The sequence below is a fragment of the Streptomyces sp. NPDC045967 genome (genome assembly GCF_056430495.1).
On sequence record NZ_JBWKLE010000016.1, the window covers coordinates 1 to 23,189 of the forward strand.

Consider the following 23,189-nt stretch of genomic DNA (forward strand, 5'->3'; position numbering starts at 1 on the left):
GGGTACATGTCATAGCTCTACCGACGGGGGGGACCCGCCGGGTAGGGCTCGCGGTGGCAAGTCCTCGTCGTGGCGCGTGTTTGCAAGCGTTGGGGGGGGGGGGGGGGGGGGGCACCCCCCCCCCCCCCGGGCCCGCGCCGCCCTCCGACGTGCACCGGGGGAGGACCTGGGCCGGATCGGAGGTATCCGACCCACCGGACGGACCACCCCGGCGGGACGCACGGACGGGACGACAGCGAGGGGCACGTCATGACGACCCGTACGAGCGCGCCCGGTCGGCGACAGACGCGCACCAGCGGTCGGCCCGTGGGGACGTGACCTCCGGGACGCCACCCATGACACGCGAAACCACGGCGGAACCGCCCCTGGAGAAGCGCGGCGTGCACCCCTTCCCCCTGCCGATCGGCGTCAACCTCAGCCACGACGCCGACGGCCGTGCCACGCACACCTGCGTCTGCATCCGGTGCAACCGGGTCGACGGCTTCCCCTGCCCGGTGGGCGGCAAGTCCGACGCGGAGGTGATCCGCGCCGAGCCGGGCCCTGCTCCATCCCCGCGTCGTGATGGCCACGCACACCCGAGTGGTGTGCCTGGGGACCGGTGCCGGGGGCCGCGGCGTCAGCGCGGCCGCCGGCCGGCTCCCCGACGGCTCGGAGGTCCGCTTCACCGCCGACCTCGTGGTCGTCTCCTGCGGGGCGGTCAGCTCCGCCGCGCTGCTGCCGGCCTCGGCGAACGAGCGCCACCCGGTCTTCCCGAGCATCGGCGCGGTCAACCCCTCCCTCACCGCCATCGCCCTGCGGGTCGGCGACCACATCCTGGCCCGGCTGGGCTGGAACGCGGTCCGCTGCTCCTAACGGACGAAGATGCTCGGCGAAATGGCGCAACCGCCGTCCGCGGGACATGCCGGTCCGCCGACTCCGGTGATTGCGTGGGCGTGCCCGGCCGAGCTGCCGCCGGACAGGGCCTGATCGCGCGGCGAGGGGACAGACGGCATGAATGCCACCGCGGGGGCACCGCAGGACTTGATCCCGACCCGTCTGCTGCAAGGGCAGAAAGCCCTGGTGACCGGTGCCAATTCGGGCATCGGCAAGGCCACCGCCCTCGGCTTGGGCCGGGCCGGCGCCGACGTGGTCGTGAACTACGTGGCGGGTCGCGAGGCCGCCGAGGAGGTGGCCGAGGAGATCGCCTCGTTCGGGGTGCGCTCCGCCGCCTACGAGGCCGACGTGTCCCAGGAGGACCAGGTCGTCGCCATGACCGCCCGGATGGTCGAGGAGTTCGGGACCATCGACATCCTGGTCGCCAACGCGGGGCTGCAACGCGACTCCCAGGTCGCGGACATGACCCTCGCCCAGTGGCAGAAGGTCCTCGACGTCAATCTCACCGGCCAGTTCCTGTGCGCCCGGGAGGCGGTCAAGGAGTTCCGGCGCCGGGGCGTGGTACCCGAGGTGTCCCGCTCCGCGGGGAAGATCATCTGCATGAGCTCGGTGCACCAGCTCATCCCCTGGGCGGGCCACGTGAACTACGCGTCCTCCAAGGGCGGTGTGCAGATGATGATGCGGACCCTGGCGCAGGAGCTCGCACCCGAGCGGATCCGGGTGAACGCAGTCGCGCCGGGGGCCATCAAGACGCCGATCAACCGGGACGCCTGGGAGACGCCCGAAGCGCGGGAGGACCTGCTCCGGCTGATCCCCTACGACCGGATCGGTGACCCGGAGGACATCGCCCACGCCGTGGTCGCCCTCGCCTCCGACCTCATGGACTACGTGGTGGGGACCACCCTGTACGTCGACGGCGGCATGACGCTCTTCCCGGGCTTCGCCACCGGCGGATGACCCCTCCCGGCCCCTGACGTCCACGAAGGGCGAAGGCTTACATGCCCACCTCGCTCCACCTGCTGGCGGATGCCCCGGCGCAACTCCTGCCGGCCCGGGAACTCATGGCCTTCACCCTGGGCTCCCACATCATCCTGGTACCCCTCGGTGTGGCCTTTCCCTTCATCACCCTGGTCATGCACCACCGCGGGCTGCGCCGCAACGACGCCACGGCCCTGCTCCTGGCCCGCCGCTGGTCGGCCGTCATGGCGGTGCAGTTCGCCCTCGGCATCGTCACCGGCACGGTGCTGTCGTTCGAGTTCGGCCTGCTCTGGCCCGGTCTGATGGGGCGGTGGGGCGACGTCTTCGGCATCGGCTTCGGCGTCGAGGCGTGGGCGTTCTTCCTGGAGGCCGTGCTCATCGCCATCTACCTGTACGGATGGCGGCGGCTGAATCCCCGGACGCACTTCCTGCTCGGGCTGCCGCTGCCGTTCGCCGCGCTCCTCGGCGCCTTCGGCATCCTGGCCGCCAATTCCTGGATGAACACGCCCCAGGGCTTCTCCCTCGACTCCAAGGGCAACCCGGTCGACGTGGACGTCCGGAAGGCGATCTTCACACCGATGTTCGGTCCGCAGTACTGGCACTTCGTCGTGGCGATGGTGATCACCGCGGGCTTCGTGGTGGCCGGGGTCTACGCCGTCGGCTGGCTGCGCGGCCGCCGGGACCGCTACCACCGGCTCGGTTTCGCCGTTCCCTTCACCATCGCCGCCGTCCTCACCCCGGTGCAGCTCGTCCTCGGCGACTCCATCGCCCGGTCGGTGTTCCACAAGCAGCCGGTCAAGTTCGCCGCGATGGAGATCGTCTGGGACACCGACACGCGCGTACCGGAGTACGTCTTCGGGCGCCTGCGGGAGGACGGGACGGTCGCGGGCGGCATCAAGATCCCGCTGCTCGACTCGGTGCTCGCCGGATTCAGCCCGAACACCGAGGTGGTGGGGCTCACTTCGGTCCCGGCGGACCAGCGTCCCACGGCCGTTCAGGCGACCATCGCGCACTGGGCCTTCGACGTCATGGTCCTCATCGGCTCCGCCCTCGTCCTGCTCGCGCTGTGGTACGGACTGGTCTGGCTGAGGCACCGCCGGCTGCCCGCCTCGCCGTGGTTCTACCGCTCGGCGGCCTGCGCGGGCGCCGGCTCCGTCGTGGCCGTCGAATGCGGCTGGATCGCCACCGAGGTGGGCCGCCAGCCCTGGATCGTCTACCAGAACATGAAGGTCGCCGAGGCGGTGACCTCGACCCGCTCCACCACCCTGTGGATCATGCTCGGCGTCGTGGTGGTGGTGTACGCGTGCCTCTTCGGCACCTTCCTCGTCGTGCTGCTGAAGATGCGTACGCGATGGCGGCGCGCCGACGCGGAGCGGGCCGCCGGAGGGACGGGCCACGCCCCGGAGGCCGACACCCCCTACGGGCCGCGCGCACCGCTGCCCGTGGGCGGCTCCGCCCCGAAGGACCCCGCCCGGCCCGAGGGAGGCAGCCCGTGATCGCCGACCTCATCGCCGTGGTGCTGCTCCTGGCCGTGACCGCCTACGCCTGCGCCGGCGGCACCGACTACGGGGCCGGCTTCTGGGACCTGACGGCCGGGGGCACGGAACGCGGCCGGCGTCCGCGGTGGCTCATCGACCACGCCATGGCCCCGGTCTGGGAGGTGAACAACGTCTGGCTGATCTTCGTTCTCGTCATCATGTGGACCGGCTTCCCGGTCCTGTTCCAGACGGTGTTCTCCGCGATGTGGCTCCCGCTGGCGCTGGCCGTCACGGGCATGGTCCTGCGCGGCGCCGGCTTCGCCTTCCGCAAGCCGTCCCGGCGGCTCGCCGACCGGCGGCTGTACGGGGCCGTGTTCGCCGTGGCCTCGGTCGTCACGCCGTTCTTCCTCGGCGCCGCCGTCGGCGGGGTCGCGTCGGGACGGGTGGCGCCCGGTACGGCGGCGTCGGCGGACGCCTGGGCCAACCCCACCTCCCTGCTCTTCGGGCTGGTCGCCATCGCGACGACGGCCTTCCTGGGCGCGGTGTTCCTCACCGCGGACGCCCGCCGGTTCGAGGCGCCCGACCTGATCGGCTACTTCCGGCGGCGGGCGCTCGCCAGTCTCGCCGTGGTCAGCGTCCTCGCGGTGGCCACGGGCTTCGTCACCCACGCGGACGCCCCCCACGTGTGGCACGGGCTCACCCGCGGGCTCGGGCTGCTCTTCGTCGTTCTGGCCGGCGCGGCCTCCGTCGTGACGGCGTGGCTGCTCCGGCGACGGCCTGGCGCGTGGGTCCGGGTGACGGCGGTCGGTGTCGTCGCCGCCGCCGTCTTCGCCTGGGGCACGGCGCAACGCCCCTACCTCCTCCCGACGTCGCTGACCGTGGCCGATGCCGCGGGTGATCCCGCCACGCTGACGTGGCTGGCGATCGTCACCCTGGTGGCCCTGGTGCTCGTCGTGCCGGCCGTCGTCCTCCTCTACTGGCTCGACACCCGCGGGGAGCTCGAGGAGCTCACCGACGCCGAGCTGGTCCGGGAGGGCGGCGCGCCGGGCGAGGGTGCGGGACACGACAGCCGGCCGACGTCCTGACCCCCCTCGACCTCCCCTTCGCGCCCGCACTCCGACGGAGGAAGCCGCTGTGACCGACGACGAGATCCTCCTGGGACTCGCCCTGACGGTGGTGCTCGCCACCGGATCGCAGATCCTGGCGAACAAGCTGCGCGTCCCGGCGCTGATCATCCTGCTCCCCGTGGGGTTCGCGGCCGGCGCCATGACGGACGTCATCCACCCGGACAAGCTGCTGGGGCCGGACTTCTCGGCCCTGGTGTCGCTGTCCGTCGCCGTCATCCTCTACGACGCCGGCCTGGGACTGGACCTGCGCAAGCTGGCCCACCACGCCCGGGGGGTCGTGATCAGGCTGCTCGTGTACGGCGTACTGCTCACCTTCCTCGTCACCGGGGCGGTGGGACCGGCGATGTTCGGCATGCCGCTGCGCGTGGCCGCGATGCTCGGCATGATCCTGGTCGTCTCGGGGCCCACCGTCGTGGGGCCCCTGCTGGACTTCGTGCGCCCGAGCGACAAGGTGCGCCGCATCCTCATCTGGGAGGGGACGCTGATCGACCCGATCGGCGCCATCCTCGGCGCGCTCACCTTCCACGCCGTCGCGTCGTCGCACCGGATCGACATCGGACGGGGTTACCAGCTGGGCCAGTTCGGCCTCAGCCTCGCGTTCGGGCTGCTGGGCGGGGCCGTGGCCACCGCGCTGCTGTGGTTCACCCTGCGCACGCTCCGGCTCGGCGAGACGCCAGGAACCCTGGCGCAACTGGCCGTCGTCATCGGCGTGGCGGCGGTCTGCGACGTCGTGCGGGACGACACGGGGCTGATCGCCGGAGTCGTGGCCGGACTGGCCGTCTCCAACATCCGCGGCTTCGACATGCCCGCGCGCCGGCCCTTCCTGGAGACCCTGGTCCAGCTGATCATCGGACTGCTCTTCATCTCCATCTCCTCCACCGTCACGCCGGCGTCCGTGGTGCCGGTGCTCCTGCCCTCCCTCGCCCTCATCGCGATCCTGGTCCTGGTCGTCCGGCCGCTCGTGGCGTTCGGCGCCGCGGCGGGCACGGACCTATCACGGGGCGAACGCGCCTTCGTCGGATGGATGGATCCGCGCGGCATCGTCGCGGCGGCGACGGCTTCGGCCTTCTCCGCCGGCTTGGTGGAACGGGGGGTGGCCGGCGCGACGAAGATCCTCCCCGTCACCTTCCTGGTGATCGTGGGCACCGTCGTGCTGTACGCCCTGACGGCGGTGCCCGTCGCCAGACGGCTGGGCGTGGTCAAGAAGGAGGGCACGCGCGTCCTCCTCGTGGGCGGCCAGCCGTGGGTGATCGACCTGGGCCGTGCCCTGCGGTCCGCCGGCCTCGACGTGCTGATGTGGGCGGGACGCGAACAGGAACGGGAGGCGATCAAGCTCGCCGCCCTCGACCTGGCCAAGGGCGAGCTGCTGGCCACCGCCATCAACCCCGGGGCGCGCCTGGAGGGGGTGACGGCCGTCTTCCTGGCTACCGACGACGACGACTTCAACGCCCTGGCGTCGATCACGATACGGGACAACGTGGAGGGGCCCGTGTACCGGGTCGGGCCCCCGCACGACAGCCACGGCGTGGTCGCCCCCTACACCGGTGGCGACATCCTCTTCGGCCGCTCCTTGGTCCGGCACGTGCTGGCCGAGCGCTACGAGCGGGGGGCACGGTTCGTGGTGCGGCCCTTCTCCCACACGCTGCCGCGGGAGCACGACACGCTCTTCGTGGTGCGCGCGGACCGCAGGCTGGTCCCGGTCACCGAACGGCAGGCGGCCGTCCCGAAGGAGGGCGACACCGTCGTCCTCCTCGGTCCCGTCCCCGCCCCCGCCGGACGGTGACGGGCGCCAACCCGCTCCGTGCCCTACCTCCCGCTGCCGGACGACCCCCCGAGCAGCCGGTCCAGGGTGAGCGCCGCGTCGATGAGGGCCAGATGGGTGAAGGCCTGCGGGAAGTTGCCGAGCTGCCGCCCGGTCAGGTCGATCTCCTCGGAGTACAGGCCCAGGTGGTTGGCGTAGGTGAGCATCTTCTCCAGCACCAGTCTGGCCGTGTCCGTGCGGCCGGCCCGCGCCAGGGCGTCGACGTACATGAAGGTGCACAGGGAGAAGGTGCCCTCGGAGCCGCGCAGCCCGTCGGGTGACGCCTCGGGGTTGTAGCGGTAGACCAGGCTGTCGCTGACCAGTTCGCGTTCCATCGCATCGAGGGTGGACTTCCACATCGGGTCCTGCGGCGTGATGAAGCCGACCGTGGGCATCCGCAGCAGCGACGAGTCCAGCACGTCGTCGCCGTAGTGCTGGACGAACGCCTGCTTGTCCGCGTCCCACCCCTTGGCGAGCACCTGGCGGTAGATGTCGTCCCGTGCGTCCACCCAGCGGCCGCGCGCCGCCGGACGGCCGTCGTCGGCGGCGATCCGCACGGCGCGGTCGAAGGCGACCCACGACATGACGCGGCCGTAACTGAAGTCCTTGCGGCCGCCCCGGGTCTCCCACAGCCCCTCCCCGGGCTGGTCCCAGTGGTCGACCAGCCAGTCGAGCAGGGTGTGCAGGGCTTTCCAGCCCCCGGTGTCGAGGTGCATGCCGCGCTGGTGCGCGAAGTAGATGCTGTCGAGCGCCTCGCCGTAGATGTCCAACTGGAGCTGGTCGGCCGCACCGTTGCCGATGCGGACCGGTGCGGAGCCGCAGTAGCCCTCCCAGTGCTCCAGGGTCTCCTCGGCGAGGTCGGTGGAGCCGTCGACCCGGTACATGACGTTCAACGGCCCCGTGGCGTCGTCCCCCTGGCCGGCCTCCTGCTTCACCCGGGCGTGCAGCCACTCGATGAAGGCGGCAGCCTCCTCCTTGAACCCCAGGCCGAGCAGGGCGTACACGGAGAACGAGGCGTCGCGGATCCAGGTGAACCGGTAGTCCCAGTTGCGCTCCCCGCCCAGCTGTTCGGGCAGCCCCGCCGTGGGCGCGGCGACCAGTGCGCCGGTCGGCGCGTAGGTCATCAGCTTCAGCGTCACGGCCGAGCGTTCCAGGGCCTCCCGCCAGCGGCCCGAGTAGGTGGACTGCCCCAGCCAGGAGCGCCAGAAGCGGACCGTCTCGCCGAAGAGCCGCTCGAACTCCTCCACCCGGAACTCCCGCGGCGGGCCGCCGGGGGAGGACTCGAGGACCATGCCGCGCTGCTGCCCTGCCCGCAGGCTCAGGGAGAAGCGCAGGTCCGTGTCGCCGGAGAGGGTGCTCAGCAGGCGCTCGTCGTCGGGCTCCCGGACGGGGTGGACGGCGAGGTCCAGCCCCTCGGAAGTGAACAGGGCGCCGTGCTCCGTGACGTGCAACTCGTGCGGCTTGCGGCCGTAGTCGAAGCGCGGGGCGATCTCCCCCTCGAACGCCATGCTGCCCCGGACGCACCGCAGCATCCGCACCAGGCGGTGCCGGTCCGTCGCAGTCGTGCCGGTCACGGGCATGAAGTCGACGACCTCGCCCGCTCCGGCCTCGGTCATGAAGCGCGTCACCAGAACGGCGGTGTCCGGGTGGTAGAGCTGCTTGGTCGTGTAGGTCTCGGCGACCGGCCGCACGGTGAAGTGGCCGCCCTCGCGCCGGTCGAGCAGCGCGCCGAAGACGCTGGGCGAGTCGAAGCGCGGACAGCAGAACCAGTCGATCGTCGCATCGGTCGTCACCAGGGCCGCGGTCTGCAGATCACCGATCAGGCCGTGGTCCTCGATCAGGGGGTAGGCATCCATCGTGGCCCCTTCCCGCGCCGGGCGACCACACCGCCGGCGCGTTCACACCGCGGTCGGCTGGGGTCCTGCGGCACCCGATCAGCTTAGGCCGACCGGGTGCGCGCGTCCTGTCGAGCCGCCCTGCGCCCGGCGGCGGGGAGTGCCGCGGCTGCGGCGGGACAGTGGCCGCCCTACCGTGGGTTGACGGCTCTTCCCGAGGGCCCGTCTCGTGTGCCTGCCGAGCACCCGACTCCTCCAGGCGAAGGGGGCGTGTGGCGTGGGTGTGCCGACCTCCTGGGCGGACCGGTTCCGGCTGCGGCAGTACGTGATGGCCAGCCTGTGGATCGTGCCGATGCTCGGTCTCGTCCTCGGCACCCTGCTCGCCGAGCTCGCGCTGGCCGCCGACCGGGCCGACTGGCCGCCCAGCGGTTGGCACTACTCGGCGACGACGGCGAGCGGCGTGCTCACCGCCATCGTGGGGGCGATGGTGGCGCTGCTCGGCTTCGTCGTCACCATCGGCGTGCTGGTGGTGCAGCAGGCGACGGGCACCCTCTCGCCCCGCTACATGCGCCTGTGGTACCGCGACCGGTTGCAGAAGGCGGTACTGGCCATGTTCACGGGGGCCTTCGCCTTCGCCTTCTCCCTGCTGCGCAGCGTCGAGACCGACTCGGTTCCCGACCTCGGGGTGACCCTGGCCGGTGCGGCGGTGGCGGTCAGCCTTGTCCTCCTGCTCGTCTACCTCAACCGGTTCACCCACGGTCTACGGCCGGTGGCCATCGCCGAACGGGTCGCGCGCATGGGGGAGGGCGTCTTCACCACCGGCGCCGCGCAGATCCGGGGCGCCGCCCCCCACGGCGACGTGCCGGCGCCGTCGGAGGGTCCCGTGGTGCGCATCCGCAGCGTGCGCGGCGGGGCGGTGCAGGCGTTCGACGTGCGGGGCCTGGTCGCGGAGGCCGCGCGCCACGACTGCGTGCTGGTGGTGACGCGGCTGATCGGGGACTTCGTACCGCCCGGCACCGTGCTGGCGGAGGTGCACGGAGGAACATCCGCCCCGGACCCGGCACGGGTGTGCGGTCGGGTCGCCCTGGGGGCCGAGCGCACGATCGAACAGGACCCCGCCTTCGCCCTGCGGGTCCTCGTGGACATCGCCATCAGGGCCCTGTCACCGGCGGTCAACGACCCGACCACCGCGGTACAGGTGATGAACTACATCGAAGGGCTGCTGCACACGGTCGGCGCCACCCGCCTCCCCGGCCGGTACGTCCTGGCCGATCGGGACGGCGCCGCCCGCCTCGTCCTCCCGGGGCGGGACTGGGACAACTACCTCCAGCTCGCCGTCTGCGAGATCCGGGAGTACGGGGCTTCGTCCGTGCAGGTCTGCCGGCGGCTCCGCGCCCTGCTCGAGGGCCTGCTCGAAGCCCTTCCCGCCTGGCAGCACCCCTCCGTCCGGACCCAGCTGGACCTGCTCCGGGCCGCGGTCGAACGCGAGTTCGCCGACCCGGCCCGCCGGGCCATCGCCCTCCAGCCCGACCACCAGGGCATCGGCGGGCAGCACCCCGCGTAAGCCCCTCCCCGTCCGTTCCCCCCGCTCGGCGCCTGCGCCAGAAGGGGGAACGTGACGCCGCTCCGGTCGCGGGAGCGGGGTGGAGCACCTTTGCTGGACTGACGGCGGGTGCTCCGCCGCCCGACGCCGCCCCGAAGCGCCCTCCAGGAGATCCGTATGGAACCCCAGCTCAGCCGGCCGGATCCCTCCCGCGCCGTGCCCCCGACGCAGGGGCAGCCGAACGAGTTGGCCGATCTGAAGCGGCGGATCGCGGAGCTGGAGAGCGGCGGGAGGCCGCGACGGCACCGGTGGCGGTCGCTGCTCTCCGCCGTCCTGGCGATCCTGGCCGCCGTGCTCTCCGTCCTCGCCGTCGTCGCCGTGTGGGCCAACAGCATGGTGGCGGACACCGGACGGTACGTCGACACCGTGGCGCCGCTCGCCGACGACCCGGCCGTGCAGACGGCGGTGACCAACCGCGCCACGACCGCGATCCTCGACCGGATCGATGTGAAGTCCCTGGTCGCCGAGCTCTCCTCGGAGGCCGGCAAGGAAGGGGCGCCCCCCGCCCTGGCCAAGCTGATCGGTGAACTCGAAGGCCCCATCGAGAACGGCCTCAAGGAGCTGGTGAGCAGCACGGTCCACCGGGTCGTCGCGAGCCCGGCGTTCGCCACCCTGTGGACGGACGCCAACCGGGTGGCACACCGCTCCCTGGACAAGGCGCTCACCGGCAAGGGCGGCGGCGCCGTGACGCTGAAGGGCGACCAGGTGGCCGTCGACATCGCCCCCATCGTCGAACGGGCCAAGGACGAGCTGGTGAAGTCCGGCCTGTCACGCGCCGCCGGCATCCCCGAGGTGCACACCGACTTCGTCGTGTTCTCCTCGGACGAGCTCGCCAAGGTGAAGACGTACACCCGGATCCTGCAGATCCTCGGCTCGTGGCTCGGCGTGATCGCCCTGCTGCTCGCCGCGGCGGCGGTCCTGCTGGCCGCGCACCGGCGGCGCGTGCTGGTGGCGACGGCGCTCGGCGTGGCCTTCGGGATGCTCGTGCTCGGCGTCAGCCTGGCCGTCTTCCGCAGCATCTACCTCGACCGGCTTCCGGCCGCGGTGTCGCAGGACGCGGCGGCCGCCGTCTTCGACGCGCTCGTGAGGTTCCTGCGGGCCACCGTCCGGGCGGTCGCCGCCGTGGCCCTGGTGACGGCCTGCGCCGCCTTCCTGAGCGGACCCTCGCGGCCCGCGGTCGCGGTGCGGCGGGCATGCGCCGGCGCGATCGCGTCCGTGCGGGGCACCGCCGCCTCGAGCGGCCTGCGGCTGGGCGCGGTGGGCCGTTTCGTCCACCGGTACAAGCGCTGGATCGGCGGGGCGATCCTCCTGGCCGCCCTGGTCGTCCTCGTCATCTGGTCGTACCCGACCACGGCGGTCGTGCTGTGGATCGTCGCCGCGGTCCTCCTCGCCTTCGCGGTGCGGGAGTTCCTCGACGACCCCGGTACGGCGGACGGGCCGCGCCGACGCGACGGCGGGAAGGAACCGCTGCCCTCATGAGCGACGCGCCGCGCGCAGGCGGTACGCGGTGGTGGCGGCGCCCCTCCGGCCGTCTGCGTTTCCTCCTTCCGCTCCTGCGTTCCTCCGTCGTGGTGGCGGCGACCGTCGCGCTGTACTTCCTGCTCCCCCTGGACCGCGATGCCGACCGGCACACCGCCACCTGGCTGACCCTGGGTCTGCTGGGCATCGGTGCGCTCCTCGCGCTGCAGACGGCCGGCATCGTCACCTCGCCCTACCCCCGGCTGCGGGCCGTCGAAGCGCTGGCCACCGCCGTCCCGCTCTTCCTGCTGCTGTTCGCGGCCACGTACTTCCTGTACGCGCGGGAGCAGGGGCCGGCCTCCTTCTCCGAGCCGCTCAGCCGGACCGACGCCCTGTACTTCACCGTGACCGTGTTCGCGACCGTCGGCTTCGGCGACATCGTGCCCCTCTCGCCGACGGCGCGGGTGCTGACCACCCTCCAGATGGTGGCCGACCTCGTCCTCGTCGGGCTGATCGCGAAGGTCATGGTCGGGGCCGTACGGCTCGGACTGGAACGGCGCCAGTCCGGCGCCGCTTCCGAGCGGCGCGATCCATGACGTGCACGTCCCCGACCCTGGAAGGACGCCGTCCATGACGACGCCGAAGGCCGGCCCGGCTCCCTCCGGAGAGCCGGAGGAGGTTTCCGAGGCCGACCGGTTGCGGGACTTGCTGCGGACGCCCGCCTACCGCAAGCTCCTCGTCTTCAGCGCGTTGATCGGCATTCCGATCTCGCTGGCCGCCTTCTGGTTCCTCGTCGCCCTGCACGAGCTGGAGCACGTCCTGTGGGCCGACCTGCCGGAGGCATGGGGCTGGGACACCCCGCCCGCCTGGTGGCCGCTGCCCCTGCTGGCCGTCGCCGGGGTCCTCGTGGGACTGGTCGTGACCCATCTGCCCGGCGCCGGCGGTCACGTCCCCGCGTACGGCCTCCACGCCGGAGGGGCGTCGGCCGCCGCCCTGCCCGGGGTGGTCCTCGCCGCGGTCGCGAGCCTGCCGCTCGGCGCCGTCCTCGGCCCCGAGGCGCCGCTGATCGCACTGGGCGGCGGTCTGGCCCTGCTGTTCCGCAGGCTCGTGCGCGCCCCCGACACCCCGCAGAGCACCGCACTGCTGGGAGCGGCCGGCGCGGCGGCGGCCATCGCGGCCATCTTCGGCAACCCGCTCGCCGCCGCGGTGCTGCTGCTCGAGGTGGCGGGCGTGGGCGGGCCCCGGCTGTTCATCATCATGCTTCCCGCCCTCCTGTCGAGCGGCGTGGGGGGGATCGTGTTCACGGGTTTCGGGCGCTGGACGGGCCTGCATACGGGCAGCCTCTCCATCCACTTCCCCATGTCGCCCCCGCGTCTGGACACCGGCGACGTGGTGTGGGCGGTCCTGCTGGCGGTCGGCCTGGGCGTCCTGCTGCATTTCGTGATCGTCTTGGGCCGTCTGACCGCCTCGTTCGTGGCCGCGGCGCCGCTGGTCCGCACGCTGGTGTGTGCACTCGCCGCCGCGGGCTGCGCGGCTCTGTACGCGGTGGTCACGGGCCGCAGTCCGGTGGAGGTGGCTTCGTCCGGCCAGGCCACCATGGCCCAGTTGACGGCCGATCCCCACGCCTGGAGCGTCGGCGCCCTGGTGGCCGTCCTGGTGTTCAAGGCCGCCGCGTACGCGCTGTGCCTGGGCAGCCTCCGCGGCGGCCTGGTGTTCCCCGCGCTGTTCCTCGGCGCGGCGGCAGGCGTGCTGCTCGCGCCGCTGCCCGGGCTCGGGGTGATTCCCGGCGCCGCCGCCGGCATGGCAGCGGCGTCCGCGGCCGCACTGCGGCTTCCGGTCAGCAGCGTGGCCCTCGTGGTCCTGGTGCTCGGGAACTTCGACACGGTCCCCGTGGTGATCCTGGCGGCTGTGACGGCCTTCGTGACCGCCGAGCTGCTCCCGGCGGGCCCGGCCCCCCGGGCGCCCCGCGCGCGGAAGAAGAAGCCCGCGACCCCGGAGGGGGCCGCGGGTGGCCGCGCGGTCCCCGAGTGAGGCAGGGGCCGGCGGGAGCGGCGGGCGGGCACGGGCGTCGTGAGGCAGGGCCGGCGGGCCGGCCCGGGGGTCGCCCCGTTCAGAGGGCGAGGATGCGCTCCTTCTGCGCCGCGAACTCCGCCTCGGAGAGCACCCCTTGGTCCCTGAGCTGGGCGAGTTCCTTCAGCTGGCCGATCTTGGTGTCCATCGACGCCGCGGCCGGCGGTCCGGGCGCGGGGGAGGGTGCGGGCGCCGGAGCGTCGTACGCCTGCGGTGGAGCAGCGGCGGCCGGCCCGTCGTCCTGTTGGGCCCATCGGCCGGCCTGCCGGCGCGAGACCCGGTTGGAGACGGCGGTGGCGGTACCGGAGATGACCGCGGTGCGGGCGATCCCGCGGAGCAGACCAGGCATGGCGGTGTCCTTGTCGTCGGGGGCTCTTGGATCCGGAGGGGACGGCCTCAGACCTCGGTGGCCTCCACGGCCCGCAGGAGGTCCTCGAGCGGGATCCGCCCGTTGGCCACCATCCGGGCCCCGCCACGGCGCAGAGCGGCCGCCAGCGGCGCGGCCCAGACGTTCTCGTACACGATGACGCCCGCGGAATTGCCGGGTTCGAGGACCGAGGCGGCCTCCTGCAGGTCCCCCTCGTCCAGCAGTCCCGAGGAGGCGCCTTCGAACACGGCCAGGTCGAGCAGCCCGTCGCCGTCCATGTCCGCGAGTTTCAGCGCGCGGACCGACCCGTCCTCGTCCTTGCGGACGAAGGAGAGGTCGAGGATCCGGATGACGTGCCGGTCGACGAGATCCAGCAGCAGGGGCAGGCCCTCGCCGGTCATGCGGTTTCCGGGGAACTCCAGGACCAGGTAGTCGACCGGCCCCATCTCGGTGAGTTCGTCGACGCTCATACCGACTCCTCGTCCGGCGGTCTCCCGCCTCCGATGGCGCGGCCGCCGTGCGCTGACCGCCGCTGTGCCACCCTCCATTCCAGCACCGCGCGACCGGCCACGCACCTTCGCGGCGGCAGGCGTGCAGGCGTGCAGGCGTGCGGGTGGGCAGGCGGCGGTCGGGGGCGACCGGGGGTCAGGTGAGTTCGTCCAGGCTCCTGCCGGTCAGCCAGAAGCCGATCGCCAAGGACAGGACGACGACGGCCTGGTCCCGGTGGCCGGTGCCGGCGGTGGAGCTGTACGCGGCGTTCCCGGCCGCCCGGCTCCAGGCACTGCTGCACGCGATAAAAGGCTGGAGCCCGCGAGGAGGCAGTAGAGCACCAGCGTCAGCCAGGTGACGGCCTGCGACAGGTCGGTGTTCACCGCGGTCGCGGCCCCCGCGGCGACGAGGCCGAACGGCTGCAGCAGGGCGGCGATGCCGGCGGCCGACCACCCGGAGGCCCGGCTCAGCCTGCCCAGCCACGCCGGCTCCTTCCCGGGGCGCCTCGCCCCGCGCCGTTTGCGCAACCCGTAGAGGACCAGCGCGACTCCGAGGGCGAGCTTGACGACGATGACGGCGGTCGAGGGGGCGGTGTGCTGCCTCGGCGGTGTTCCGCCGGTGAAGGGCAGGACGCAGGCGATCACCAGCACCAGGCACCCGGCCGTCGTCCGTGACCCGGTGCCCGCAGGGTCACGGAGACCGGGCTGTACGCGGACGTGGTCCGCCGAACCCAGTCGGCCACGGGAACGCGGGACGCGCGAGAGGTGGACGCCCGTCGGAGCGATGCGGCTGCCCGCCGGGGGGCGGGCAGCCCACGCCTGCGGGGAGCGACGCCGGGACTCATGGCGGCGGGCCGCACTCGTGGGCCCTGAACTATGGTGCTCCGCCACATACGCCCCTGACCTGCGTCTTACTACCGTGTGGCGACACGGAAACCTCCTCGGACCTGCCTGGAAGTGGTGCACATGGCCGCCGCAACTCCCTCCCCGACGCCACCCGGTTCCCTCAAGCGGGTCGTCGCCGCCAGCCTCATCGGCACCACCATCGAGTGGTACGACTTCTTCCTCTACGGCTCCGCCGCAGCGCTCGTCTTCAACCAGTTGTTCTTCCCCAGCAGCGAGCCGCTGGTCGGCACCCTGCTCGCGTTCCTGACCTATGCGATCGGCTTCGCGGCCCGCCCCCTGGGCGGCCTGGTCTTCGGCCACTACGGGGACAAGATCGGCCGGAAGAAGCTCCTGGTGCTCAGCCTCGTCATGATGGGCGGCGCGACCTTCGCCATGGGCCTGCTGCCCACCCACGCGAGCATCGGCGTCGGCGCCCCGATCCTGCTGACCGTGCTGCGCCTGATCCAGGGCTTCGCCCTGGGCGGCGAGTGGGGCGGCGCGGTGCTGCTGGTCTCCGAGCACGGCGACGACAAGGACCGCGGCTTCTGGGCCTCCTGGCCCCAGGCCGGCGCCCCCGGCGGCAACCTGCTCGCCACCGGCGTCCTCGCCGTGCTGGCCGCGGTCCAGTCCGACGAGGCGTTCCTCGCCTGGGGCTGGCGGATCCCGTTCCTGCTCTCCGGCGTGCTGGTGGTGATCGGCCTGTGGATCCGGGTGTCGGTCTCCGAGACCCCCCTCTTCCTCGAAGCCCAGGCCAAGGCCGCCGCGGAGGCCGCCGCGGGTGACACCGGCGCCCCGAAGCCGCCGGTGGTCGAGGTGTTCCGGACGAACTGGCGCGGCGTGCTCACCGCCATCGGCACCCGCCTCGGCGAGAACATCTCGTACTACGTCCTGACGGCCTTCCTGCTCGTGTACGTCACCTCCCACCTGGGCCTGTCCAAGAGCGACGGTCTGAACGCCGTCCTGATCGGCTCCGCCGTCCACTTCGTCACCATCCCGCTGTGGGGAGCGCTGTCCGACCGGATAGGCCGCCGCCCGGTCACGCTCATCGGCTCACTGGGCATGACCGGCTGGGCGTTCGCCTTCTTCGCGATGCTCGACTCCCGGTCCTTCCCGGTCATCGCCGCCGCCGTCACGGTCGGGCTGCTGTTCCACGGCGCGATGTACGGGCCCCAGGCCGCCTTCATCTCCGAGATGTTCGACACCAGGGTCCGCTACTCCGGCGCCTCGATGGGCTCGCAGCTCGCCTCCATCATCGGCGGCGCCCTCGCCCCCATCATCGCGGTGGCCCTGCTCGACGACTACGGCTCCTCGCTGCCCATCTCCCTCTACCTGGCCGCGGCCACCCTCATCACGAGCGCGACCGTGCTGGCCGCGAGGGAGACCCGCGGGCGTAACCTGGCCGGGCCGTCCGGCACGGGCCCGGTCAGGGTCCCCGGTCACCGGACCGGGGCCGACGCCGAGCTGACGTCCCCCGGCACCTAGGCCCTGTCGTCGAAGTCGCGCCTGGCCGCCGCCGCCGTCAGCGGCGGCGCCCGGCCCCTCGCCCCCGGAAAGAGCCCGACATGCCGAGCACCGCGAACAGCCCCGGCGACGGCGGGGCGTTCACCGCCCTGCGCCGACTGCTGGACCTGCTCGCCGAGGGCGCGCCCGCCGAGGACTTCGCCCGGGCCGCCGAAGCCGCCCGGCAGGCCGGCCTCCCCACGGCACGGGCCCAGGAGATCGCCGAGGCCACCGAGGTCGCCCTCGCCATCCGCCGCACCCTCAGCCAGCACCGCCGCCGCGAGGCCGAGTTGGCGGCCCTCTTCGACACCGCCGGCGACCTCGCGGCACTGCGCGACCCCGACGCCGTCCTGCGGGCCATCGTCCACCGGGCCAAACTCCTCCTCGGCACGGACGTCACCTACCTCTCCCTCAACGACGACGAGGCCGGCGACACCTACATGAGGGTGACCGACGGCTCCGTCTCCGCCGCCTTCCAGCAGGTGCGCCTGGGCATGGGGGAGGGGTTGGGCGGACTGGTCGCGGAGACGGCCCGCCCCTACACCACCGGCGACTACCGCGACGACCCGCGGTTCAAGCACACCGCCACCATCGACAGCGCCGTCGCGGAAGAGGGCCTGCGGGCCATCCTCGGGGTGCCGCTGCGCCTGGGCACCCGCGTGATCGGCGTCCTCTACGCCGCCGACCGCACCGCGCGCACCTTCACACCGGACGAGGTCGCCCTGCTCGCCTCGCTCGCCGACCACGCGGCCATCGCCATCGACAGCGCCCGGCTGCTGGCGGAGACCCGTACCGCGCTGGTCGACCTCAACGCTGCCTCCCAGACGATCGAGGCGCACAGCCGGGCCATGCGGCGCGCGGAGGACGCCCACGACCGGCTGACCGACCTGGTGCTGCGCGGCGCGGGGGTCACCGAGGTCGCCACCGCCATCGGTACCGTCCTGCAGGGCGGCACCCTCATCCACGACGCGGACGGAACCGAACTCGCCCGGGCCGGCGCGGACCCGGAGCCACCGCCGCCCGAGGCCGTCGCCGCCTCCCGGGCGGGCGGCCGCGCGGTCCCGGTCCGGGGAACCTGGGTGTGCGCGGTCCTCGCCGGCCACGAACTCCTCGGCAGCATCGCCCTGACCGGCCGGCCCGACCTCGACGACGCCGACCGCAGGCTCTTCGAACGGGCCAGCGTCGTCACCGCCCTGCTCCTGCTCCTGCGCCGGTCGGTCGCCGAGACCGAGGACCGGGTGCGGGGCGAGCTGCTGGGCGACCTCCTCACCCGGGCCGCCGACCCCGCCGGGCTGTCCGCCCGCGCCCGCCGCCTCGGGGTCGACCTCGACCAGCCGCACGCGGTGTTCGTGCTGCACGCCGACACCGTGCCCCGGCCGCGGCTGCTGGCCGCGGCCGTCCGCACGGCGCGGGCGCGCAGCGGGCTGGCCGGACAGCACCACGACGACGTGGTCCTCGTCTGCCCCTGCGACACCCCCAGTTCGTGCGCCGCCGCACTCGCCGCCGAACTGGGCCAGTCCGTGGCCGCGCCGGTCACCGTCGGGGCGGCCGGCCGGCCGGTGACGCGTCCGGCGGACTTCGCCGAGGCGCACGCCGAGGCCCGCCGCTGCCTGGCGGCCCTGCACGCCCTGGGCCACCGGGGGACCGGATCCGCCCTCGCGGACCTGGGCTTCGTCGGCCTCCTGCTCGGCGACCGGACGGACCTGGGCGGCTACGTACGCCAGACACTCGGTCCCCTCCTGGACTACGACGCCAAGCGCGGCACCGACCTCACGCACACCCTGCGGACCTACTTCGCGCTCGGCATGAGCCAGGCCAAGACGCGGGCGGCGCTGCACGTCCACGTCAACACGGTGGTGCAGCGCCTGGACCGCATCGGGCGGCTGCTGGGCCGCGACTGGCACCTGCCCGAGCGGGCGCTGGAACTCCAACTGGCGCTGCGCATCCACCAGGTGTCGGCGGACGGGGGTACGGACGGCACCCCGGCGGGGCCGCCGGCCGGCCGCTAGCGGTGCGGACCGGGTTCCGCGGGCCCGCGCGGACCGCTGATACCGATTCGGTTGCGACCGCCCGCGGACTCGTACCCGACCCGCGCGTGCGCCCGTTGCACGGTTCATGGAAGCCACCACCCCAGAGACGTACGCGGTCCTCGACGGCGCGTACTGGCTCGACGCCGCCGACGGTGACCGGACGGCCTGCGTCCACTGCGCTCTCCTGCGCCGGGGCCCCGCGCCCGGTCCGTCCGGGGAGCCCGGCCGCGGCGAGGCAACCGGCCGGGAGGCCCGGGCCGCGACCGACGCAGATGCGGGCGGGGGTGTGGGCGGGGGTGGCGACGACGCGGGCCAAGAGGGGCTGCTGGACCGGTTGCGGACCGCCATCACCTGCGGGAACCCGAGCACGCTGCGGGCCGTCATGCTCACCTGCTCGGTCGGTACCGTCATCGTGGGAGCGGCCGCCACGCTCCGCCGCTGAGCGCCGAACCGCTGCGCGGCCCGGGCCGCCCGGGTTACTCGAAGCGGTCGGTGTCGCCCGCCCCGGCGCGGACGATCTCGGCCTCGCCGCTGGAGAAGTCGATGACGGTGGTCGGCCTGGTCCCGCAGTCACCGGAGTCGAGGACGGCGTCCACCAGGTGCTCGAGCCGCTCCTTGATCTCCCATCCCTGCGTCAGGGGCTCGTCCTCGTCGGGCAGCAGCAGGGTGCTGGAGAGCAGCGGCTCGCCCAGCTCGGCCAGCAGAGCCTGGGTGACGGCGTGGTCCGGGATGCGCACCCCGACCGTCTTCTTCTTCGGATGCATCAGCTGGCGCGGCACCTCGTTCGTCGCCCGCAGGATGAAGGTGTACGGGCCCGGGGTCGACGCCTTGATCGCGCGGAACACGTCGTTGTCGATGTGGACGAACTGGCCCAGCTGCGCGAAGTTCTGGCAGACGAGGGTGAAGTGGTGCCGCTCGTCGAGGTTCCGGATCGAGCGGATCCGGGCCATGCCCTCGCGGTTGCCCAGCTGGCAGCCCAGCGCGAAGCACGAGTCCGTGGGATACGCGACGAGAGCGCCGGCCCGGATGCTGTCCGCCACGCCGCCGATCGTGCGCGGCTGGGGGTTGTCGGGGTGCACATCGAAGTACTTCGCCATCCGCCGAGCCTACCCGGGACGGGTGTCAGCCCGGCAACGGCCGGGCCCGGACACCCAGGGCGGGCATCTGCTGGCCGCTCGACGGGAGCATGCGCACCTCGCCCTGGTCGCTGATCTCGGCCTGGACGATGCCGGTCTCGTCGCAGTAGACGGGATGCCCGCCGGGGCCGCTGCGCTCCGTACGGCTCACGGCCACCACGTCCGGGCCCTCGTCGGCGCCCTCCGGAAAGACCAGTTCGTAGCGCTCCGCGTGCATCTCGTTCCCTTCGGCCGGTCCGCTCCGGGCAGGTTCGGACGGCAGCCCGCCCGTCGTCTCATCATGCGGTCCGGGCGCCGCGACCGCATCGCCGTGCGGTCGCGGAGGGTGCCGGTGGGGGTCCCGGGCCCCGGCAGTGCTAGAATGCGGCACGCAGCCTTCGACAGTGAGCGCCCCGCGCCCGTGTCCGAAGGCTTTTTTCATGCCCATTTCCCGTTCAGCGCCCGCCGGGGCGCCCACCACCACCACCGGATACCGCGCCCTGCTGCGCAGCGCGGAGTTCGCCGGCCTGTACGCCGGCTTCACCCTGACGGCCGCGGCGACCACCTTGTCGGGCTTCGCGCTCGGCACCCTCGTCGACCGGCAGACCCACTCGCCGTTCCTGACGGCCGTCAGCATGTACGGCGCCACCTTCGCCGCGGTTCTGGGCGCCCTCACCCTGATGTCCGTCGCGGACGGCAAACGCCCGCGGCGCACGCTGGTCCTGCTCCAGTTCCTCTCCCTGGCGGGGCTCGCCGCCCAGGCGGTGCCCGGCCTGCCGCTGGCCGCCCGGTTCGCCCTGCTGCTGGGGCTGGGCTTCTTCCAGGCCCTGGGGACCGGGACCCGGATGGGTCTGCTCGCCGAGGTGGTGCCCGCCTCCGCCTACGTACCGGCCCGCTCCCTGATGAACATCACCGCCGGTGCCACGGCGATCCTCGGCTACGCGTGCGGCGCCGTACTGCTGCGCTTCCTGACTCCTCAAGGGGTCTTCGCGGTCGCCGCCGCCCTGACCGCACTCGCCCTCGCCGTGGTGGCGGCCACCGTGCGGGAGCACTCCATCCGCCTCACCCGCCGTCCCGGGCTGCGCCGGACGTGGACCACCAACGCCGCCCTCTTCGCCGACCCCCGCCGGCGCCCGCTGCTGGTCGGCCTGTGGGTGCCCAACGGCCTGATCGTCGGCTGCGAGGCGCTGTTCATCTCCTACGACCCCGGCCATGCCGGGATCTTCCTCGCCGCCGGATCGGCGGGCATGCTCCTCGGCGACCTGACCGTCGGCCGCCTGCTGACCCCAGACCTGCGCCGCCGCTGCGCCTTCGGCCTGCGGCTGCTCCTCGCCGCGCCCTACCTGCTCTTCGTGTGCGAGCCGCCGGTCGCGCTCGCGGCGGTGGCGGTGTTCGTCGCCGGGACCGGTTTCGCGGCGACCCTTCCCTTGCAGGAGCGGCTGCTCGAACTGACCGCGGACGAGGTCCGGGGCCAGGTCCAGGGCGTGGAGGCGGCCGGCCGCATGACGTGGCAGGGGATCGGCGCCGCGATCGCCGGGGCCACCGCCCAGTACCTCGGTCCCGGCGCCGCGATGACCGCCGTGGCGGCCGCCTCCGTGGCGGTCACGCTCGCCTCCCGGGGCGGCGGCACGTTCCGGCCGAGGAGCCGCGCCGTCCTTTCGTAGCCCGCGTCGCCACGCAACCGTCGCGGCCCCGCCCGGCAGTGGGTGACGGGTGGGGCCGCGGCAGGAAGCGCGCGGTCGCGGTGGCGGGCGTCAGCCGGTGGGGAAGGCGTCGGCGGTGCGGATGCGTTCCCGGATCCAGACGCCGGCCGGCTTGAGCGGGGCGGTCCCGGCCCACGGTCCGCCGCCGTCGCAGGTGCCCGGCTTGAAGACGGCGCCGCTGCGGTCGTCGTCGGAGAAGTTCCAATTGGTCCAGCTGATCTTCTTCGCGGCCATGAGGTCGAGGTACTTCTGCGTCATGGCGAAGTCGTTCGCGCCCTCACCCGCGTAGTTCTGCGTGCCGAACTCCGTGACGAACACGGGGATCCGGTCGGCGGCGCGGGAGAGGGTGTCGAGGTATTCCTCGCGGTGCGAGTACGCGTAGAAGTGGAAGGTGTACATGATGTTCGCCGCGTTCACCGGGTTGTTCACGACCTCGGTCTCGTCCCCGCCCTCGGAGACGCCGAGGGAGGACCAGGCGCGGGTGCCGACGAGGACCGGTGCGTCGGAGTCGATCCTCCGGATGACCGGGATGATCTGCTCGGCGTAGCCCTTGATCGTGCCCCAGCTCACGCCGCTGGGCTCGTTGGCGATTTCGTAGAGGATGTTGTCCTTGCCCTTGTGGCGGTTCGCTATCGCGCTGAAGAAGGTCTTGGCCCGGGACAGGTTGTGGTTCGGGTCGCCCGGGTCGAGCATGTGCCAGTCGACGATCACGTACATGCCGCGTGCCGTGGCCTGCTCGATCAGCGAGTGGGCGAGGTCGGTGAACCTCTGCGGGTCGGTCTCGTAGCCGTCCTCCTGGACGTAGGTGGAGACGCGCAGGATGTCGGCGTTCCAGTCCTTGGCAAGGGCGTCGAGCGAACCGCCCGTGAGGCACTGCGCGTACCACTGGGTGCCGTGCGTGCTCATCCCGCGCAACTGCACCGGCTTGCCGTACTGGTTGCACAACTTCGTGCCGCAGACGGCCAGTCGGCCGTTGACACCGACCGGGGTGGCACCCGGTGCGGGCGGGGTGGTCGCGGCGTCCACGGTCAGGTGGTCGACGTTGGGACCGCCGTTCGCGGTGGTGGCGGTGGCCCGGATGGTGTTGGCACCGGCCCTGAGGGCCGCGCTCAGGGTGGTGGTGGACCAGGAGGTCCACGCCCCGGTGCCGTTGAACGCCTTGTTCGAGGCCACGGCCGCGCCGTTGACCGTGATGGTCATCGGACGGTTCGCGGTGGTGCCGTTGGCGTAGCGCAGGCCCAGCGTGGCGGTGCCGGCCTGGGCGGAGTCGACCGTCCATTCGACGAAGCCGCCGCCGGTGTTGTCGTAGTCGACGAACCCACTGCCGGTGAAGCCGGCGTGGTTGGACTCCGCCGCGCCCCGGGACACGGTGGCGCTCTCCGCCTCGTGCCTGACGGGGGCGGCGGTCGCGCCCGAGGCGCCGGGTGCGGTGGTGAGGGCCATGAGCAGGGCGCTGGCGAGGGCTCCGGCTCCGGCTCCGGCGAGGACGCGCGGTCGAACACGGGGGGATCGCAAGGTGTCTCCATCCCATTGACGATTCGGCGATCGTAAGGAAACTTTCCTAATGGCATGGAATAGCAGCGTCCGGCCGAAGCCCGCAAGACCCCTGCATCCGATCCACGTCCGCGCACCGCCCTGACTCCCATGGCACGCGCGGCAGTTGGCGGGCCCGGCCCGACCCGTGCCAGGAGGTACACGTTGTCCCCACGATGAGATGAAAAGCCCTCCAAGCCGCCGCACCACCCGCCCGCACGCGCACTTCCCCGGCGACAGCGATCCGCGGGGTCCTCGCGGGGCTGCTCACCCGGCCCGGCCCGGCCCGGCAGCGGCGTCGATCCGACCGGTGGTCGAGGTGGACACCCCGGCAGAGCTCCGCAG

The 23,189-nt window shown here is 73.0% G+C and carries 20 protein-coding genes; 13 read left to right on the forward strand and 7 right to left on the reverse strand.

The annotated features are described in order from the left end of the window. Positions 1–561: 561 nt before the first annotated feature. The 5 genes from AC07FY_RS25145 to AC07FY_RS25165 all read left to right on the forward strand — a co-directional run bounded on the left by AC07FY_RS25145 (position 562) and on the right by AC07FY_RS25165 (position 6,239). Positions 562–852: a hypothetical protein gene (locus AC07FY_RS25145; protein WP_479010029.1), complete on the forward strand. Its 291-nt coding sequence runs from the start codon at positions 562–564 to the stop codon at positions 850–852. 138 nt (positions 853–990) lie between these two features. Next, positions 991–1,830 (forward strand): SDR family oxidoreductase, encoded by an 840-nt coding sequence (locus tag AC07FY_RS25150; protein ID WP_479010031.1) that lies wholly within the window; start codon positions 991–993, stop codon positions 1,828–1,830. Between the two features lie 41 nt (positions 1,831–1,871). Further along, complete coding sequence (locus AC07FY_RS25155; protein ID WP_479010034.1) at positions 1,872–3,347, forward strand: cytochrome ubiquinol oxidase subunit I; 1,476 nt, start codon at positions 1,872–1,874, stop codon at positions 3,345–3,347. Further along, positions 3,344–4,414 carry a cytochrome d ubiquinol oxidase subunit II gene (locus AC07FY_RS25160; RefSeq protein WP_479010037.1) on the forward strand — a complete coding sequence of 357 codons (1,071 nt, stop codon included), beginning with the start codon at positions 3,344–3,346 and terminating at the stop codon, positions 4,412–4,414. The genes AC07FY_RS25155 and AC07FY_RS25160 overlap by 4 nt, the downstream gene beginning before the upstream one ends. A 49-nt stretch (positions 4,415–4,463) precedes the next feature. Next, complete coding sequence (locus tag AC07FY_RS25165; RefSeq protein ID WP_479010040.1) at positions 4,464–6,239, forward strand: cation:proton antiporter; 1,776 nt, start codon at positions 4,464–4,466, stop codon at positions 6,237–6,239. Between the two features lie 23 nt (positions 6,240–6,262). On the opposite strand, the gene AC07FY_RS25170 is transcribed toward AC07FY_RS25165, so the two are convergent. Next, on the reverse strand, positions 6,263–8,113 hold the full coding sequence (locus AC07FY_RS25170) for a glycoside hydrolase family 15 protein (protein WP_479010043.1): 1,851 nt from the start codon (positions 8,111–8,113) through the stop codon (positions 6,263–6,265). Between the two features lie 256 nt (positions 8,114–8,369). Between AC07FY_RS25170 and AC07FY_RS25175 the strand changes: the two genes are divergently transcribed. From AC07FY_RS25175 to AC07FY_RS25190, 4 genes are all read left to right on the forward strand, one after another. Continuing rightward, positions 8,370–9,656: a DUF2254 domain-containing protein gene (locus tag AC07FY_RS25175; protein ID WP_479010046.1), complete on the forward strand. Its 1,287-nt coding sequence runs from the start codon at positions 8,370–8,372 to the stop codon at positions 9,654–9,656. Between the two features lie 156 nt (positions 9,657–9,812). Next, positions 9,813–11,174 carry a hypothetical protein gene (locus tag AC07FY_RS25180; RefSeq protein WP_479010049.1) on the forward strand — a complete coding sequence of 454 codons (1,362 nt, stop codon included), beginning with the start codon at positions 9,813–9,815 and terminating at the stop codon, positions 11,172–11,174. After that, complete coding sequence (locus AC07FY_RS25185) at positions 11,171–11,749, forward strand: potassium channel family protein (protein ID WP_479010052.1); 579 nt, start codon at positions 11,171–11,173, stop codon at positions 11,747–11,749. Before AC07FY_RS25180 ends, AC07FY_RS25185 begins: the two co-directional genes overlap by 4 nt. Before the next feature lie 34 nt (positions 11,750–11,783). Beyond that, on the forward strand, positions 11,784–13,184 hold the full coding sequence (locus AC07FY_RS25190; RefSeq protein ID WP_479010055.1) for a chloride channel protein: 1,401 nt from the start codon (positions 11,784–11,786) through the stop codon (positions 13,182–13,184). Positions 13,185–13,263: 79 nt separating this feature from the next. Here the strand turns inward: AC07FY_RS25190 and AC07FY_RS25195 are convergent, their stop codons facing one another. From AC07FY_RS25195 to AC07FY_RS25205, 3 genes are all read right to left on the reverse strand, one after another. Then, complete coding sequence (locus AC07FY_RS25195) at positions 13,264–13,572, reverse strand: SHOCT domain-containing protein (RefSeq protein ID WP_479010057.1); 309 nt, start codon at positions 13,570–13,572, stop codon at positions 13,264–13,266. Between the two features lie 47 nt (positions 13,573–13,619). Then, the gene (locus AC07FY_RS25200) at positions 13,620–14,060 is read right to left on the reverse strand and encodes a DUF6325 family protein (RefSeq protein ID WP_479010059.1); all 441 of its coding nucleotides are present in this window, start codon (positions 14,058–14,060) and stop codon (positions 13,620–13,622) included. Positions 14,061–14,264: 204 nt separating this feature from the next. Beyond that, a complete protein-coding gene (locus tag AC07FY_RS25205; RefSeq protein ID WP_479010062.1) occupies positions 14,265–14,729 on the reverse strand; it encodes a GAP family protein in 465 nt (154 codons plus the stop codon). Positions 14,730–15,044: 315 nt separating this feature from the next. Here AC07FY_RS25205 and AC07FY_RS25210 point away from each other — a divergent pair, with 315 nt between their 5' ends. The 3 genes from AC07FY_RS25210 (at position 15,045) to AC07FY_RS25220 (ending at position 18,935) form a co-directional block, all read left to right on the forward strand. Continuing rightward, positions 15,045–16,445, forward strand: coding sequence for an MFS transporter (locus AC07FY_RS25210; protein ID WP_479010065.1), 1,401 nt, complete (start codon positions 15,045–15,047; stop codon positions 16,443–16,445). Positions 16,446–16,525: 80 nt separating this feature from the next. Further along, complete coding sequence (locus AC07FY_RS25215; RefSeq protein WP_479010068.1) at positions 16,526–18,472, forward strand: helix-turn-helix domain-containing protein; 1,947 nt, start codon at positions 16,526–16,528, stop codon at positions 18,470–18,472. A 106-nt stretch (positions 18,473–18,578) separates the two neighbouring features. Then, positions 18,579–18,935, forward strand: a complete 357-nt coding sequence (locus tag AC07FY_RS25220) for a hypothetical protein (RefSeq protein WP_479010070.1) — start codon at positions 18,579–18,581, stop codon at positions 18,933–18,935. A gap of 34 nt (positions 18,936–18,969) precedes the next feature. Here AC07FY_RS25220 and AC07FY_RS25225 read toward each other — a convergent pair whose 3' ends face one another. Together AC07FY_RS25225 and AC07FY_RS25230 are read right to left on the reverse strand one after the other, a co-directional pair. Then, complete coding sequence (locus tag AC07FY_RS25225; RefSeq protein WP_479010073.1) at positions 18,970–19,590, reverse strand: L-threonylcarbamoyladenylate synthase; 621 nt, start codon at positions 19,588–19,590, stop codon at positions 18,970–18,972. A gap of 25 nt (positions 19,591–19,615) precedes the next feature. Continuing rightward, positions 19,616–19,846, reverse strand: coding sequence for a DUF6296 family protein (locus tag AC07FY_RS25230; RefSeq protein ID WP_479010076.1), 231 nt, complete (start codon positions 19,844–19,846; stop codon positions 19,616–19,618). 202 nt (positions 19,847–20,048) lie between these two features. Here AC07FY_RS25230 and AC07FY_RS25235 point away from each other — a divergent pair, with 202 nt between their 5' ends. After that, the gene (locus tag AC07FY_RS25235) at positions 20,049–21,272 is read left to right on the forward strand and encodes an MFS transporter (RefSeq protein ID WP_479010079.1); all 1,224 of its coding nucleotides are present in this window, start codon (positions 20,049–20,051) and stop codon (positions 21,270–21,272) included. A gap of 90 nt (positions 21,273–21,362) precedes the next feature. Here the strand turns inward: AC07FY_RS25235 and AC07FY_RS25240 are convergent, their stop codons facing one another. After that, positions 21,363–22,754: a cellulase family glycosylhydrolase gene (locus AC07FY_RS25240; protein ID WP_479010382.1), complete on the reverse strand. Its 1,392-nt coding sequence runs from the start codon at positions 22,752–22,754 to the stop codon at positions 21,363–21,365. Positions 22,755–23,189 lie beyond the last annotated feature (435 nt).